Source organism: Bdellovibrionales bacterium (assembly GCA_016716765.1).
Taxonomy (GTDB): Bacteria; Bdellovibrionota; Bdellovibrionia; order Bdellovibrionales; family UBA1609; genus JADJVA01.
Map to the genome: position 1 here is coordinate 226,630 of JADJVA010000004.1, position 15,641 is coordinate 242,270.

The window sequence follows — 15,641 nt, forward strand, 5'->3', positions numbered from 1 at the left end:
CTCAATAGTTGAAGCCATCAATTGCTGAGTTCCATTTTCGCAATTGTTTGGAGCTGCATATTGCTCGTGCCCTCGTAAATCTGACCGATCTTAGCGTCGCGCCAGAATTTTTCTACGGGGTATTCTTTGGTAAATCCGTTGCCACCGAAGAGATCAACAGCCAAAGAAGTGATTTTCTCTGCAGATCGCGAGGCAAAGAGTTTTGCCATGGCGGCCTCTTTGACGAAATCCTGTTTTGCATCTTTGAGTCGAGCCGCATTGTAAACCATAAGTCGAGCGGCCTCGAGCAGAACACGCATTTCTGATAATTGAAATTGCACGGCTTGATTACTTGCGAGAGTTTTCCCAAACTGCTCCCGCGCTTTTACGTAGCCAAGAGTGGCTTCATAGGCGCCTTGGGCAATGCCGATCATTTGAGCGCCGATTCCAATGCGCCCCTCGTTCAAGGTTTCAATGGCGATCTTATAGCCTTTACCAAACTCACCGATAATGTTGGCTTTTGGTACCTCACAATTTTCAAAGATAAGTTCGCAAGTGGAGGAAGCACGGATGCCCAATTTATCTTCTTTCTTTCCAACTCTAAATCCGGGAAAGTCTCTTTCAACAATAAATCCTGTAATGCCCTTGTAGCCAAGACTGGGATTGGCATTTGCAAACACCAAAAAGAGTGAAGCCTCCTTGGCACTTGTAATCCAAAGTTTGTGACCATTGAGAATGTACTTGTCGCCTTTTTCTTCAGCCCGAAGTTTCAGAGCGAAGGCATCAGAACCGCTCGAGCTTTCACTGAGAGCATAGGCGCCGACCCAATCGCGAGCAAGTAGAGGCAGGTACTTTTGTCTCTGCGCCTCGCTTGCCCACCGCAAGAAGGCATTTGTGACGAGCGTGTTTTGAACATCGACCATCACACTGCACGAGCCATCGATTCGCCCAAGTTCTTCGACTGCAATGCAAGCCAGAGTAAAGCTGCCGCCTGCACCTCCGTATTTTTCTGGGGACTCAATTCCCATGAGACCCATTTCAAAAAACTTCTTGATGAGGTCCGAATCGATCTGGGTTTTTTCTTCCATGCTGGCGACCAGAGGTTTGATTTCACTTTCAGCAAAGGAGCGAATGGCTTCGCGAAAGGCAATTTCATCTTCGGAATATTGAGTCAAAGCGGCATGAGGGGTAGACATAAGACCTCTTTTATTTTTGAAATCTTTAGAATTCTTAAGGGATTGTGACGCTAATCGCAATGAAAAAATGAACTCCTGCTTGAGCGAGGACGCGCTCCGGTATAAATCTTATTCTATGGGAAAAATCATTCGTGTTTTGATGGCAAAGCCTGGACTAGATGGTCACGATCGAGGAGCGAAGGTCGTGGCACGCGGACTGCGCGATGCGGGCTTTGAGGTGATCTACACAGGGCTTCGTCAAACTCCGGAAATGGTTGTCCAGGCCGCTATTCAGGAGGATGTCGACGTGGTTGGGCTCTCAATTCTGTCGGGAGCTCATTTGTCCATTGTGGGCGCAATTCAGGGCTTGTTTAAAAAGGAACAGGTTCATAAACCCATTTTCGTGGGCGGCATAATTCCTGAAGACGACACTCGTCAGTTGCTGGAGAGCGGAGTCATCGGTATTTTTGGGCCGGGGACTTCGATTCAAGAGATCGTGACGAAAATCCAAGCTTGCGTTAAAGATGAGCAGTAAAATCCTGCTGGCGCATTTTTTCTAAGACTTTTTTGCTTTTCAGAAGTTCATAGGTTGCAGGACTTACGTAGACCCTTGGGATGAAGTTTCGGTATTGGCTGAGAATGCTCATCAGAGAGTTTGGGACGTCGACAAGGAGCCTTGGCTCATCGTGGCGGGTCAGTAGTTTTGCGGCATCTCGGGAGTGAAGACTGTCCTTCGATGTCTTGTATTTCTTTTTGAGAGTGTCCGGGTTTTGAGTGAACATCACGTCTCGATTAGGGATATCGCAGATAATCCAAGCCTCAGGAGAAAGGCTCCGGACTTCAGCTTTGAGCCAATCCATCGCAATTTGAGTTTGTTTAACCAAGTCCCTTCGGTGTTCGTCACTTTGAACGAGAGTTGGCACGATAGGAGCTATTTTTATTTGTGCGGGTGGAATTCTTCGTGCCAAGAGTTCGCTCAGCTCCCGAATCATGGGATGCATGATTCTTCCGGCTAAATATTCATGGAGCTTTGCCATAAAATAGGAGTCATTGAAGGTGAAGAATTCATTGGGATTGTAAATAACTTGGTCCATGAGGTGTTCAAAAGAATAGGCTAAACCGTTTTCAAGAAAATACTCAAAAATTTTGGCCGCAATCAAATCAAACTTGTAGCCTGTTCCATCGTTGATTATTTGAGAATACCAGAGGTATCGCGAAATCAAAAAGGAATCGACCACGTTCATCGCATCTTCTTTGACGCAAAGAATTTCATTTCCATTTTCCTTGTGAACAGTGAGCGAGCGAATGAGAAAATCCATATCAAAGATACCGATTTTTACCCCTGTGTGGAGAGCATCGCGAGTCAGGTAGTCCATCCGATCGGCATCCACATCTGAGTGCATCAGTTGGTTAGCGATCAATCGAGTGCTGTTGCCTGCAATAATTTTGGAAAGTTCGACGGGGTCTATGCCTTCCTCTTTGAGGATTTGGGTTAAACCACCTGAAAAATCAGTGTGTTGTATGATTCGACTTCCTAGGTTTTCGTGGTTGGCCGCATACTTTGGCTTATTCACTTTTTGTTGGTGGCGCCAATGGGCGATGTAAGCAATTTCAGTCGTGTGAGAAAACGGGAAGGTGCCAATATCATGCAGCATAGCCGCGAGACGCATCATTCGATGGAATGTGGTTTTTTCGTCGTGAGCGTGGGGATCAAAAAGCAGATTCTCGGGCACGGCAAGATCAATGCTTCGAAGAATTCTGTCCATCACATGGAGGACTCCGAGGGCATGGGCATGACGGGTGTGAGTGGCGCCGGGAAAGATGTAAAAGCTGAAGCCCAACTGGCGAATCCATCGGAGCCTTTGGTAGTAGGTCGATTCGAGGACTCGCGATTCCACTCGATTGAGGGTTATGTATCCATGGATATTATCAAAAATTACTTTCTTATCGAGTTCCGGCATAACTCTATCTTAGCGAAGTTAAGCCCGGATCGATTCTATTTGATGGCATTTCCAGACTTAGGTCGCTTGATTTCTTTTCTAGAGTTGAAAAGAGGTGCCCACGAGGAAAGAAAAAATCTGGACGCTCTTGGGAATTTCTTTGATTTCCTGGCCCACGAATTGAGTGCTTTCTCCTTTTCCTCCAGAATAGTACCCCCCGAGCGTCACGGTAGACCGACCAGTTGTAAAAAAAGCCACATTTGTCGAAAATCCCCACATGTCCAAATGATCACCTTGCCGCAGGTTGATTTCGTCAATTTCTGGATGTGAAGAAAGATTGGTATAGAGGCCCATGCGCAGCGCCGCCCAGGGCTGAATAAAATATTCTCCGCCGAGAGCTATATTCCAGGTTTCCTTATGTCGAATTCGATCGCCTCCAGACGGATCATCCAAGTCTGTGTAGGACTCTCGTCCATGTAGGTTTACATCTGTAGAGAAGGCCCACTTGCCAGGCTGTGTGTATCCGAGGCCGATGTTTAGACGTGAGGGGATTCGGGTTTCCGCAGAAATAGATTTGCGATTCATCGGTGGAGAAATTCCTCCGGCGGTATCAATGCTGGAGCGATAGAAGGAACCTTGTCCATTTACTGAAAGCGATGGAAGACGAAAACTTGTGCCGAGGGTCCAATTGGTACTGAGCTGACGATAATAGCCCAAAATATAGACAAGAGAATTTTGAGAAAGTATTTTTTCTTCGTTCGTGAGAAAGACAGTTCCGGCCTGACTGAGTTGGTCGGTGAGGGAACGAGAGAAAGTTCGGGAAGTGTAATACATCGTCAAGCCAATTGCATCCTCCTCAGAGAGATTGAGCGCCAGCGATCCTCCCACCCAAAGAGATTGATCTTTGAGGTTCATGTAGGAGGTGACGTCTGAGTTGGCTTTGATTTCGCCCGTATAGGAATCGTAGTCGGGAAATAGAATACTTAGGCCAACGGCAAAATTTCCAAAGGAGTAGACAGTGCCGCTAGAAGCGGGGATCGGCACAATGGATCCGCGATTGACTCGCATGGCCGCGGATTCGAGGGAGTCCAAATCGCCAAACTGGGCGTCGGTTTTGTTGTATGCATTGACGGCGGCACTGAGAGTTGTCCCATCCATCCGAGCTAAGGAAGCGGGATTGTAAAAGGCGCATCCCGAAGGATCTCCTGTGAAGGCGGTATAGGCGCCTCCCAAGCCAGCAGCCCTTTCGCCAATCAAGATGGAATTGTAGTTGCCGTAATCAGCCAGCGCTCCGCAAGATAAAAAAATCAGGTGAAAAGCGCAAAGGTATTTCGTCATGACCCTTCCCGTAGTATAAGCTCAAAGCATGAATCATTTCAATATCGTTGAAGTTGGCGCAAAAGTCGCAATTTTCTTTGTCCCGTTTCTGTTCGCTTTGTGCTTTCATGAGTTTGCCCATGGTTGGGTGGCTCGAAGAAAGGGAGATCGGACGGCGGAGCTGATGGGTCGACTGACGCTCAATCCCTTTGCCCATCTGGATTGGTTCGGAACGGTGATTTTGCCAATCATGGCGATCGCCTTTCAGTGGCCTTTGTTTGGATGGGCCAAACCTGTTCCGGTAAATGAAAGGAATTTAAAGAATCCTAAAAAAGACATGTTTTGGATTGCTCTGGCAGGCCCTCTTTCAAATGTTATTTTGGCCGTGATTGGGGCCTTTGTTTTGGGGTTGGCACACCCGTTTTTAAGCCCGTCACTTGGAGAGTCTGTGGCGAGCTTACTGGTTGGTTTTATTTGGATTAATCTTTTGCTCGCAGTGTTTAATTTGATTCCGATTCATCCTCTCGATGGGGGAAAGGTGCTTGCTCGCTTTCTTCCTGATGAGGTCAACAGAAAATTGGAGGAACACCAACACATGTTGAACATGGTTTTGATTGGTGCTTTTATGATGGGTGGATTTCGTTTTCTTGCCTACCCTGTTGCTTTTTTCCGAGATTATCTCATTGAGTTTGCAGATGGTCTCGCTAAGATGATCGTATAAAGTAAGATGTTTGATTGCCAATTCCAGAATCTCTTGATTCAATTGATGCTGGTTTGTGTCATTAATTAGAAATTTGAAGTGAGGAATTTGCTTTGAGTCTTGTTATTCATCTAGAGAGATTCGAAGGTCCATTGGCTCTTCTTCTTCATCTTATCCGTCGGGAAGAGATGGATATTTTCGATATTAATATTCATCAGATAACCTCCCAGTATCTTGAGTTTATTAAGGCAATGAAGAATCTTGATTTGGAGAATGCAGGTGAGTTTGTGGCAATGGCCGCAACCCTGATTCAAATTAAATCTAAGTTACTTCTTCCTCAGTACAATGAGTCGGGAGAAGTGGATGAAGATCAGGATCCTCGCAAGGAGCTCGTTTCAAAGCTCTTCGAATACCAAAAGTATCAAGATGCGGCTCACAGGCTCAATGAACGTCCTCTGGTGGGACGTGATTTGTTTTTGAGAGGTGAGAGGCTTGATCTGGGGTCCCCAGACGTGGGTGAAATTCTTGTTGAGGAAAATGCACTGTTTGCGCTGATCTCCTCCTATCGATCCGCTGTCCGAAATATGAAAAAGGGTGTTCATTTTGTGGCAGACGCCCTGCTTTCTATTTCCGAGAGGATTTTGCAGATTAAGGATGCTCTTGTCATAGGCAAGATTGTCGGTTTTTTTGATTTAATTGATGCTCGGGAGAAAAAAAGAAGCAATCAGATTTTAGTGACCTTCATTTCGCTTCTCGAATTGGCAAAAATGGGATTTATTTCTTTGTTTCAGGCTGATGATCAGGCAGAAATTCGGATTCAGGCTAAGAATGCCGTCGACCGCGATGTGATTGCTAGAGTGGAAGATTACGATAACTCTCATTCGGCCGAAGTGGCAGAACAGCTTTTGGTAGAGGCTCAACAGGGGATTTCCATTGATCCTGAAGAAGCTGCAGACAAGCTAATGGAAGATCGTCCTTCCCCCGAAGTGCTTGAGGCCGAGATGTCAATGGAGGACGGAGCCACAGACGAAGAGATTTTTGAGGAAGAGAAGAAGCTCATTGAAGAGGATTTTCAAAAAGATCAAATGAGATAAGGTGGATGATCATGAATAAAGATGCCGAAAAAGACGAGAACAAAGAAACTGTTCATTCGGAAATAGACAGTTGGGTTGAATTCGAAAGAGATCCATCTCTGATTCTAGCGACTCCTCTTCTGGATGAGGAGGCTGTGACGCTTGGTGACAGCGAGGAGCAGGACGATCCTGAATTGTCTGCTGAAGAGGAAGCTTCGCAATTTTCAGCAGAGGGCACTGAACTTGAAGGGTTTGAGTCAGCAGCCGTAGAGGATGCTGAATTTATTGAAGATGATCGTGTCATTTCAATTGTTGAGAGCCTATTGTTCTCCACCGAAAAGCCAATATCAATGGCACAGATGAGACAGGTCTTTAAAGGAACAACTGCGACCTCAAAGCAAATTCGTTGGGCTATCGACCAATTGGCTGTCGAATTTGCCGGTATGAGGCGAGGGATAACAATTGAAGAAATCAACAGTGGTTTTCAGGTTCGAACGAAAATTGACAATCTTCCCTACTTGCGGCGCTTGGTGAAGACTCGTCCGTTCAAACTCTCAGGTCCAGCGCTTGAAGTGATGGCTATTGTTGCCTACAAACAGCCGGTGACAAAAGGGGGCATTGACGAAATCAGGGGTGTCGAGTCGGGGCACCTCCTGCGTGGTTTAATGGAAAAGTCTTTGGTTAATTTCGCTGGAAAAAGTGAATTGCCTGGCAAACCGATGCTTTATGCGACGACGCGTAAATTTTTGGAAACCTTTGGATTGAGAAATATTCGTGAATTGCCATCGCTCAGCGAAATTGATGAGTTGATTCCGGAGGGTATCGGCGAGATATCTGAGTTTGATAAGAAAAATGAGCGTCTTGAGGATATCACGGGTGATTTGTCGCGAGAAGCTGGTTTCACGTATTCCGAAGGCGAAGAAGAGTTATTAAAAATATCTTCAGAGTTGGAAGTTATCACGACCTCATCAAATTTCTTTGAAGAAGAAAAGTTGAGGGCCAAAGAAAAGCGCGACAAAGAAAGAGCTCAGGATGTTCGCGATGCGATCACGCTTGGTGATACCGTTGAAGCCAAAGATAGAAAGTGGCTCGAGCGCTATGAGAAATCACTGGAAGAGGCCAAGGCAGCTTCTGAGGTTTTGAGTCCTACCGAAGAAGCCAGCTCTGCCAAATCACCTGAGGAGGACCCTTCATCGATTGAGCTTGAGATCGAGACAGCCTTTAATACCTTTTTTGATACTGGAAAACAGCCTGATGAAAAGGAATCCTGGGAGAGTCTTCCCGTAAAGGCTGTTGATAAAAAGCCTTCCTCAAAAATCGGAAACGTCTCCTTCGACAATTTTGAAAAGGATTTGGAAGTCTTTAAAGACTCGCAATAGCTTCGGCGACTTTGATGCCATCGCAAGCAGCACTGGTTATTCCTCCAGCGTATCCGGCGCCTTCTCCTGTTGGATAAAGGCCCGCGTGGCTAATGGACTGAAGAGATTGTGGGTCTCGGGTGATTCGCAATGGGCAAGAGGTTCGTGATTCAATGCCATGAAATTGGGCCTCAGGACTGATAAATCCCTTCATCGCTTTTTCAAAAGATTCGAGACCCCAGGATAGGGATTCGCAGATATTCGATGGCAGAAGTTCATCGAGACGAACGGGAACGACTCCACTGGGTGAGGAAGAGGGAATTGCGGGGCCTCGCTTTTGACTTAAGAAATCCGTCACTCTTTGGACGGGAAGCGCTCGTCCTCCGCCTTCCTGTTGAACAGCGAGAAAAGCCGCATGTTCAAGCGAGCGGCGCCACTTGATCCCTCCCATTAAATCTCCCGCAAAGCTCTTTTCAAAGTCAACCGTGACCACAATAGCCGAATTTGCAAAGGCGGAGTTTCTTCGGTAGTTGCTCATCCCGTTGACGACGATTCCGTCAGGTTCAGTGCCGCTCGAGAGAGTATATCCTCCAGGACACATGCAAAAGCTATAGATCCCCGTCTGTTCCTCCTCACGATGAGCCGCAAGTTTGTAGTTCGCCGCTCCCAATTTGGGATGCCCTGCAAATTCGCGAAATTGAATCTGATCGATCCATTTTTGGGGGTGTTCAATTCTCAAGCCGACAGCGAAGGATTTGCCCTCCATTGACACGCCCAATTCGAGAAGGTGATCGAAAACATCCCCTGCGCTATGACCTGTCGCCAGGATGACCTGTTGGCTTCGAAAGATTTGGTCATGCTCGGTTTTTACCCCAATGATCATTTTATTTTCGGTGAGCAGTTCAGTGACTCGAGTATCAAAAAAAATCTCGCATCCCAGTTTGAGTAAGTGTTGCCGGAGCTGAGGAATCACTCGTCTGATGCGATCCGATCCAACGTGGGGGTTGGCCAGATAGAGGATCTCAGAGGGCGCTCCGAATTCGACGAGTTTTTGCATAACATAGGGGATATGGGGGCTTTTGATTCGAGTGATGAGTTTGCCATCGGAGTACAAACCGGCCCCACCCTCTCCGTAGCAGACGTTGTTTCGAGGGTCGAGCTCACCATAGCGCCAAAAGTGATTGATTGCCTTGAGGCGTTTCACGCAATCAGAGCCTCGTTCGAAAATCCGGCAAGGGATTCCTCTTTCGAGCAACCGCAAGGCCGCAAATAAGCCCGCAGGGCCCGAACCGATGATGATCACGGGGTCGCCCTTAAACGAGACTCTTTCGACCTTGATTGAGGTGTCTGGAGGTGTTTCGTTTTCTTCGAATACTTCCACCGAATAAATGAGATGAGGAGAATGGCGCCTCCGGGCATCGACTGACTGGCGCATGATATGATAGCTGCCGTAGTTAGGAACTAGCCAGGAGAGTTTTTCCTCCAGATCCTCGTCAATTCCTAATTTGATATTGTGAAAAATTCGACTCATATTTTCCCGTAGCACATATCCTACATGAAACCCAGAATTATTGAAGATTGAAATCTCAAAGAAGTCACCTCTCAGATTGACGCGCCTAGAGGTGTGTGTTCCTTGGGAATTAGACCCGGACAGAATCGCCTGGTAGTTTCAATCGACGACACATCATTTACAGATGTCAAAGCCTTCAACAGGCGAATGGGTTCTACTAAAGTGTTTTGCTCAAAATTGATATATATGATTTGAGTCAAAAAAAATTGGTATTTTTCGTGCATACCCTTTACCAGTTAGCACCATAGTCAACCTTAAGATTTAATAAAAGTGCGGAGGCTTATGATTAAAAGTCGAAAAATCATTTTTATGACAGTCAAAATTATTTTGTTTTTCGGCATTAGTTTATCGGCTCAAGGGGAAATTTGTATTAGCAAGTTGTCTGAGTTAAATAAAATTGATGGAGCTGCGAGAGAGACTTTCGGCAAAAATTGGAGGACACTATTTCCTGATCGACAATTATCGGTCAAAGTCTTCGAGGCATCTGATCATTCAGGGAGTGCTCCAATAAAGCGATTTAAGGTGCAGCTAAGTGATCGTGATCTTATTGAAATCAATGTCGCCGGAGAAACTTACAGTGGAAAAATTTGTTCAACAAAATCAGCTTTTGAAATTAGAGTTGTTTTGCTTGGAGGGCTGATCCCTGGACCTATTTATGAGCTGGCCGGCACAGGTCGGGAAGGAGAAATTAAGGTAGCCGAAATAAGCTCGAATTCCTCAGGAGCTAACGAAGCAAGCTTTTCTTCTGCTTTAAAATATTTCACATTTGTATTGAAGGATGCTGAAAAAGGATCTTTAGGTACTGGAATCGCAAAAAATTCGCGTTCAACCAGGGGAGCTAAATGAGCGGTCCAATTGGAAGCATATGTGTAGCAGCTTTTTCGATAGGGTTTGCCACCGTCAATATTGCTTCCGCACAACTGGTTGAGAAAAGCTCTGCCTGGAGAATCAATTCCCATCCGCTGGCAATGAAGCTAGCCGCTAAGGAAATCAATTACCCGGTGCGCGAGAACTACATAATGTCTCGAAAGGAAGATGAAGGTACAGAAAAGGTAAGAATAATAAGAATTGAGAAATCCGACTATTTAAAGATCTCTCCAAAATCAATGAAGGTAAGCTCTGAGGCCATTTCCAAGTTCACCCAAAAAATTGTCTTACGTGGAATTGACGGAATTGAAATCGACAAATGGGATGTCAATTCAAGGGGCCAAGAATATGTGATCTATCGATATCAGATCCAAGGCAGCATTGAACCTCTGGTTATTTCTTCCTATGGATTTAACCGAAATGGCGAAGTTTTTTTGGCGATCCACATGGGTTCTTTGGAAAATTCACGGCGTTACAGAACTGATGTGAACGATCTTGTTCGGCGCTTCATTGCATCGGAGATGTAGTTCGATAGGGGTTTTTGGGAATCACCACAGTATGGGCTGTTTCGCTTGACTCAGGGATCAGTATGAGTGAATTCTTCAAGACATGAAATTTAAAGATCATTCAACCGCAAGGCTGCAGCCCGCAGGGCCCGAACCGATGATGATCACGGGGTCGCCCTTAAACGAGACTCTTTCGACCTTGATAGAGGTGTCTGGAGGTGTTTCGTTTTCTTCGAATACTTCCACCGAATAAATGAGATGAGGAGAATGGCGCCTCCGGGCATCGACTGACTGGCGCATGATATGATAGCTGCCGTAGTTAGGAACTAGCCAGGAGAGTTTTTCCTCCAAGTCCTCGTCTATTCCTAGTTTTATATTGTGAAAAATTCGACTCATATTTTTCGGTAGCACACATCCTATCCGAAACTCAGGTTTTTTGGAGGTCGAGCGCCCCTATTCCTCTTTTCTGTCTTTGCTGGGTATTTGATCTCCATTAATGCGCAGCGTCTTTAAAAATTTATGAACCTCACCAGAAGGGCAGAATCGGACAGAATCGCTTGCTAATAACATGCCTGGAAAAGAGATTCCAGAATGGAAAATGAAACGACGTCCGGCTGGGTCTTAGTCGCTTGATTTAAAATAAATGCAATATTATCGAGTAGTTGGATTTGTAACCAAGGCATGAATACTGCAGAGAAATTAGGCAGAATGAATAGCGAGAGGAGAGAGAAACGATCGGCTTAATCTTCTTAATAAGTGACAGGAGGCAAAAGTGACCCAAATGAGTTTTAAGGCATTCTTAGCGATAGTGTTTTTTATTTCGGCAATTGCAACAGACGCTCAAGAAAGAAGAGATCAGCGAAGGCAGGAGCGACAACGACACCGAATGAATCAGGGAATCGCGAATTCTGAGCTCAACGAAGCAGAGACGAGAAGATTAGAAAGAGGGCAGCAGCGAGTAGAAAGAGCTCAGACACGTGCAGAACGGGACGGTTATGTGGATCCGGCAGAAGCCCAAAGGCTCGAGCAACTTCAAGATCGTCAGTCTGAGAGAATTCATCGCCAACGACACGATGGTCAGACAGGAAGTTCTACCGGCCAAACTGCTCAGTGATAGGTGGACTTTTGTTGTAAAAAAGAGAGTTTTAGCGCGCTGGCCTGTGTTGTTGTGTTCGCTTGACTCAGAGATCTGGATGAGTGAACTCTTCAAGACATGAGTTACAAAGAACATTTCATAGGCTGCTCGCTATTTTTGATCCCAAAAAATTTGATGAGCTATTGGGTGGGCAAGCTTGTTCATCTTCGATTGCCTCCCCCCCTTGCGTTATGGACTGTGCGCTGGTTTGCAAAGAGGTATCGAATCAATTTGCAGGAGGCAGAACTCCCCATAGAATCCTATTTGAGTATTGGGGAGTTGTTCACTCGAAAGCTGAGACCAGGGCTTCGGCCTTCGAAGGGGGGTATTGTCCATCCGGCTGATTCAAGTTTGACTCAAAGAGGAAAGATTGAAAAGGGGCTTTTATTTCAAGTGAAGGGTTTGTCTTACTTGGTTGAGGATTTTTTGAGCGATCCAGATGCTGCTGCGAAATGGGAGGACGGACATTATCTCACCTACTACCTCTGTCCAACTGATTATCACCGGGTGCATTCTCCGGTGCATGGATTCGTAAAGAGTATTAAATATGTTCCGGGAAATTTGTGGCCCGTGAATAATTGGAGTGTCAACCATATCGCTAGGCTATTTGCTCGCAATGAGCGGTTGATTTTTAACATACAAACTCAGCGAGGAACGGTCGCTCTCGTCATGGTAGGGGCCACAAACGTCGGGAAAATGTCAGTGAGTTTTGACCCCGAATTACAGACCAATCAATGCGCCTCTCGCCAGATTATCGAAAAGAACTACGATCCCCCACAAGAGTTGAATCCTGGCGAAGAGCTAGGAATTTTTCATATGGGCAGCACGGTGGTCACGCTTTATCCGCCTGGTTTTTTTCGTTCCGAAATTAAACCAGGCGAACCTATTGCGGTGCGAGTGGGAGAAGAGCTCACTGAGTCTTTGTGAGCTCTCTTGATCGACTCATTTGTCCCCCCAGCCAGAGATGTGCTCTTTCCATAGAATCAATTCGATGTGGGGTCAGTGTCGATTTCGATCCTATCGGGATTAATGTCCGAATAAATTTCAACTGCCTTATTGTTGTGAACAAACCGAATGAGATATCGAATAATACCCTCTTCCTTTTGGATCCAACTGTGCCGCTCTAGATCGTTATCAGAATTCGAGATCGTAAGGCTTGAGATTTTAGAGTTGTCACTGCGTTCAATTTTAGAAAAATAGATCTCTCTGTTATCTTGCACTATATGAATGCTCTTGAGCCGCTTCGACTCGTCAACGCAGACAGCCAAATCTGCAACTTCAGGACGAGGCTTGATATTATCCGCTACAGCTTCTTTAAATAGCGGATTCCCTTTTGGCGTTACCCCTTGCGAAATTTTGAAGATGAAAATCTGGCTGGCAGGGCACTCCTTAATCAAGTGGGCCAGTTCATTCTGAGCTACTTTTTTCTCTCTGCTCCGTTACGCCTATTTCTTTAAGGGCTGATTTGCTTTCAAAGTCGTGTCATCACCTGAGAACCAGTGTCGCGAATGCTTTGTGTTTAAGGTCAAAACTTCGTACCTGGAGTTTTGATATATTTTTAGAAGATATTTGTTTTGACCAATTCTCCGTTTCTAAAAGCGCGAGGAGCTCAGGTTTAACTTTCCCCTCCTCAATGATTTCTATCCGGCCAAAACCTGGAAATCGGAGATACTTTGGGTCACCTGCTCGCTCAGCTTCGCTTGCTACAGGAGCATATTCTGGTTTAGTTAAATTGCTGGCCCAGACAGAACTGCCCAGGAGACAAGCCAATAAAGTTAAGAAGTGAAGTGAAAAACGAATCATCACACGGCTCCTTGTTGAGTTTTAGGTTTCCGGTGTGGACATATGGTCTTTGATACCAAGGACTTCCACGGCTAGACTGTCAAAGGCAGGCCTCAGTCTCCATTGTTGCCAATGGCTTCGACGGGGCAGCCATCCATCGCCTCCTTGCAGGAGGCCTCCTCTTCAGGAGTAGAGGGCTGCACGACGACAAAGGCATGCCCATCGTTCTGGTCCATACCAAAATGATTTGGCGCCGTCAAACAGCATGCATCACAGGCGATGCATTCCTTATCTACGTAGTAGCGCCCTGGAACATTTTCATCGTACTTTTTTTCTTTATCAGCCATATTCTTGTGGGCCTCACTGAACCAATTTTTTGCGCGCAGCCGAAAGGAGATACGTCGTTAAAAAAGTCGCATTTCCGAGTTCGCCAGGATAGGTAAGACGAGATTTTAGCGCAATGTTCAATGCAAAGCATTAGATTTTGAATGCCTTCCTTAAAAATTTGGTGTCGAGGGGGAGCGGAGCTTTCGATGCAAAAAAATCTATGCTAGGAGAGTTCGGGGACTTCAGTTAGTGTCTTCTCCTGTTTTAAAACAAAAATCTTAGGGAATTTCATGAGTTTCGGAAATATTGTTGAGGAAATTAAGAAGCGGCGGACCTTTGCCATCATTTCGCACCCCGATGCAGGAAAAACCACAATTACTGAGAAAATTCTTTTTGAGGGTGGTGTTATACGCAAGGCCGGAGAAGTGAAGGGCAAAGCTGGGACAAAGGCTGCCGTATCAGATTGGATGCCGCTCGAACAGCAGCGGGGGGTCTCAATCACGTCGAGCGTGATGCAGTTAGATTTTATGGGATTGAGAATAAATCTACTCGATACCCCTGGTCATAAAGATTTTGGTGAGGACACTTACCGCACTCTCATTGCTGCGGATTCTGCTGCAATGCTCATTGATGCGGCAAAAGGGGTTGAAGCCCAGACTCGCAAACTCTTTGAGGTGTGTCGTTTGAGGAGAATTCCGATCTTCACATTTGCGAATAAGATGGATCGGGAAGGCAAGGAACCTTTAGAGATTATCGACGATGTGGAGAACACCCTCGGGATAAAATGTCATCCTCTGACCTGGCCCATAGGGATGGGAGATCGATTTCGCGGATTGTATCATCGCCTTGAAAACCGAGTTTACCTCTACACTCGCGGAGAGGAAAAACCCGCGATTCAGGAGGTGACAGGCTACCAGGACGAAAGAATTCGGCAATGGGTGAGTGATGAGGCCTTCGAGAAATTTCAGGAGGACATGGAACTTTTGGAAATTGCCCTTGGACCCTTCTCAACAGAGGATTTTTTGGCCGGCCGAGTGAGTCCTATGACTTTTGGAAGCGCAAAATACAATTGGGGAGTTGACATCTTTTTGAAGATTTTTGCACAGTTTGCACCGGCTCCCGGACCTCGGCACACCTCGATTGGAGATGTCGCGCCAGATGATCCATTCTTTTCGGGATTTGTTTTTAAGATTCAAGCGAACATGGACAGGAAGCATCGTGATCGGGTGGCTTTTATTAGGGTCTGTTCAGGGCGCTTTGAACGAGGCATGAAAGTTCGCCACCTTCGATTGGATCGAGAGCTGCGTCTGGCTTATGCAAACCAATTTATGGCGCGAGAACGAGAGACCGTAGATGAAGCCTATGCTGGTGACATTGTGGGCATCATTGACACTGGATTTTTTCAAATTGGAGATTCGATCTCGGATGGGAAAAATGTCGAATTTGATCGTATTCCTCGGTTTTCTCCGGAGATCTTTGGTCGGTTGTCAGTAAAGGATCCTCTCAAGCGAAAGCAGCTGCAAAAAGGAGTTCAGCAGTTGGCTGAAGAAGGTATGATTCAGTTGTTTGTTGATCCAGTGGTTGGTCCTCAGGACCCGGTGATTGGAGTTGTTGGTGAACTTCAAATGGAAGTTTTGATGTTTCGTCTCAATGATGAATACAAACTGGACGTTCGACTAGAGCGATCGTCTTATACCGTCGCACGTTGGCCACGCAATGAGAAGGGCGAGCCCATGAAAGAGGGAATCAAGGGGGCTGCGAGAATATTTGAGGACGAAAACCACGAGGCCGTGGTACTCCTTGAAAAGGAATGGGACCTTCGTTGGCTTGAAAAGGAAAACCCGGGGGTGACCTTTCATATTTCCGGCCGAGTTTAGAGAATTTCAGAACTCGCTGTTTGGATCATTGGGGG

Annotated in this window: 17 protein-coding genes; 9 read left to right on the plus strand and 8 right to left on the minus strand. The window is 46.1% G+C overall.

Annotation, left to right across the window (positions count from 1 at the left end; all coding sequences use genetic code 11):
- Positions 1-17: 17 nt before the first annotated feature.
- The gene (locus IPL83_02190) at positions 18-1,175 is read right to left on the minus strand and encodes an acyl-CoA dehydrogenase (GenBank protein ID MBK9037964.1); all 1,158 of its coding nucleotides are present in this window, start codon (positions 1,173-1,175) and stop codon (positions 18-20) included.
- A gap of 115 nt (positions 1,176-1,290) precedes the next feature.
- Here IPL83_02190 and IPL83_02195 point away from each other — a divergent pair, with 115 nt between their 5' ends.
- Positions 1,291-1,689: a cobalamin B12-binding domain-containing protein gene (locus tag IPL83_02195; protein MBK9037965.1), complete on the plus strand. Its 399-nt coding sequence runs from the start codon at positions 1,291-1,293 to the stop codon at positions 1,687-1,689.
- Here IPL83_02195 and IPL83_02200 read toward each other — a convergent pair.
- Both IPL83_02200 and IPL83_02205 read right to left on the minus strand, forming a co-directional pair.
- Positions 1,673-3,115, minus strand: a complete 1,443-nt coding sequence (locus tag IPL83_02200) for an HD domain-containing protein (GenBank protein ID MBK9037966.1) — start codon at positions 3,113-3,115, stop codon at positions 1,673-1,675. The genes IPL83_02195 and IPL83_02200 overlap by 17 nt on opposite strands.
- 78 nt (positions 3,116-3,193) lie before the next feature.
- Positions 3,194-4,432, minus strand: a complete 1,239-nt coding sequence (locus tag IPL83_02205; GenBank protein ID MBK9037967.1) for a hypothetical protein — start codon at positions 4,430-4,432, stop codon at positions 3,194-3,196.
- 28 nt (positions 4,433-4,460) lie between these two features.
- On the opposite strand from IPL83_02205, the gene IPL83_02210 reads away from it, so the two are divergent.
- The 3 genes from IPL83_02210 to scpB all read left to right on the plus strand — a co-directional run bounded on the left by IPL83_02210 (position 4,461) and on the right by scpB (position 7,563).
- On the plus strand, positions 4,461-5,132 hold the full coding sequence (locus IPL83_02210; protein ID MBK9037968.1) for a site-2 protease family protein: 672 nt from the start codon (positions 4,461-4,463) through the stop codon (positions 5,130-5,132).
- Between the two features lie 92 nt (positions 5,133-5,224).
- Positions 5,225-6,205 carry a segregation/condensation protein A gene (locus IPL83_02215; GenBank protein MBK9037969.1) on the plus strand — a complete coding sequence of 327 codons (981 nt, stop codon included), beginning with the start codon at positions 5,225-5,227 and terminating at the stop codon, positions 6,203-6,205.
- A 5-nt stretch (positions 6,206-6,210) separates the two neighbouring features.
- Positions 6,211-7,563: an SMC-Scp complex subunit ScpB gene (scpB, locus tag IPL83_02220; protein ID MBK9037970.1), complete on the plus strand. Its 1,353-nt coding sequence runs from the start codon at positions 6,211-6,213 to the stop codon at positions 7,561-7,563.
- Here the strand turns inward: scpB and IPL83_02225 are convergent.
- Positions 7,547-9,073, minus strand: a complete 1,527-nt coding sequence (locus IPL83_02225) for an FAD-dependent monooxygenase (protein MBK9037971.1) — start codon at positions 9,071-9,073, stop codon at positions 7,547-7,549. The two genes, scpB and IPL83_02225, sit on opposite strands and share 17 nt — an antisense overlap.
- A gap of 321 nt (positions 9,074-9,394) precedes the next feature.
- Here IPL83_02225 and IPL83_02230 point away from each other — a divergent pair, with 321 nt between their 5' ends.
- Together IPL83_02230 and IPL83_02235 are read left to right on the plus strand one after the other, a co-directional pair.
- Positions 9,395-9,958, plus strand: coding sequence for a hypothetical protein (locus IPL83_02230; GenBank protein ID MBK9037972.1), 564 nt, complete (start codon positions 9,395-9,397; stop codon positions 9,956-9,958).
- Positions 9,955-10,506 carry a hypothetical protein gene (locus IPL83_02235; GenBank protein MBK9037973.1) on the plus strand — a complete coding sequence of 184 codons (552 nt, stop codon included), beginning with the start codon at positions 9,955-9,957 and terminating at the stop codon, positions 10,504-10,506. The genes IPL83_02230 and IPL83_02235 overlap by 4 nt, the downstream gene beginning before the upstream one ends.
- 96 nt (positions 10,507-10,602) lie before the next feature.
- Here the strand turns inward: IPL83_02235 and IPL83_02240 are convergent, their stop codons facing one another.
- Complete coding sequence (locus IPL83_02240) at positions 10,603-10,896, minus strand: hypothetical protein (GenBank protein MBK9037974.1); 294 nt, start codon at positions 10,894-10,896, stop codon at positions 10,603-10,605.
- Between the two features lie 370 nt (positions 10,897-11,266).
- Here IPL83_02240 and IPL83_02245 point away from each other — a divergent pair, with 370 nt between their 5' ends.
- Positions 11,267-11,599 carry a hypothetical protein gene (locus IPL83_02245; protein ID MBK9037975.1) on the plus strand — a complete coding sequence of 111 codons (333 nt, stop codon included), beginning with the start codon at positions 11,267-11,269 and terminating at the stop codon, positions 11,597-11,599.
- A gap of 99 nt (positions 11,600-11,698) precedes the next feature.
- A complete protein-coding gene (gene psd / locus IPL83_02250) occupies positions 11,699-12,547 on the plus strand; it encodes a phosphatidylserine decarboxylase (protein MBK9037976.1) in 849 nt (282 codons plus the stop codon).
- Between the two features lie 56 nt (positions 12,548-12,603).
- Here the strand turns inward: psd and IPL83_02255 are convergent, their stop codons facing one another.
- The 3 genes from IPL83_02255 to IPL83_02265 form a co-directional block, all read right to left on the minus strand.
- Positions 12,604-12,840: a hypothetical protein gene (locus tag IPL83_02255; GenBank protein ID MBK9037977.1), complete on the minus strand. Its 237-nt coding sequence runs from the start codon at positions 12,838-12,840 to the stop codon at positions 12,604-12,606.
- Between the two features lie 265 nt (positions 12,841-13,105).
- Positions 13,106-13,423, minus strand: a complete 318-nt coding sequence (locus IPL83_02260; GenBank protein MBK9037978.1) for a hypothetical protein — start codon at positions 13,421-13,423, stop codon at positions 13,106-13,108.
- A gap of 92 nt (positions 13,424-13,515) precedes the next feature.
- Positions 13,516-13,749 (minus strand): ferredoxin, encoded by a 234-nt coding sequence (locus tag IPL83_02265; GenBank protein MBK9037979.1) that lies wholly within the window; start codon positions 13,747-13,749, stop codon positions 13,516-13,518.
- A gap of 270 nt (positions 13,750-14,019) precedes the next feature.
- Here IPL83_02265 and IPL83_02270 point away from each other — a divergent pair, with 270 nt between their 5' ends.
- Positions 14,020-15,606 (plus strand): peptide chain release factor 3, encoded by a 1,587-nt coding sequence (locus tag IPL83_02270; GenBank protein ID MBK9037980.1) that lies wholly within the window; start codon positions 14,020-14,022, stop codon positions 15,604-15,606.
- Positions 15,607-15,641: the final 35 nt, after the last annotated feature.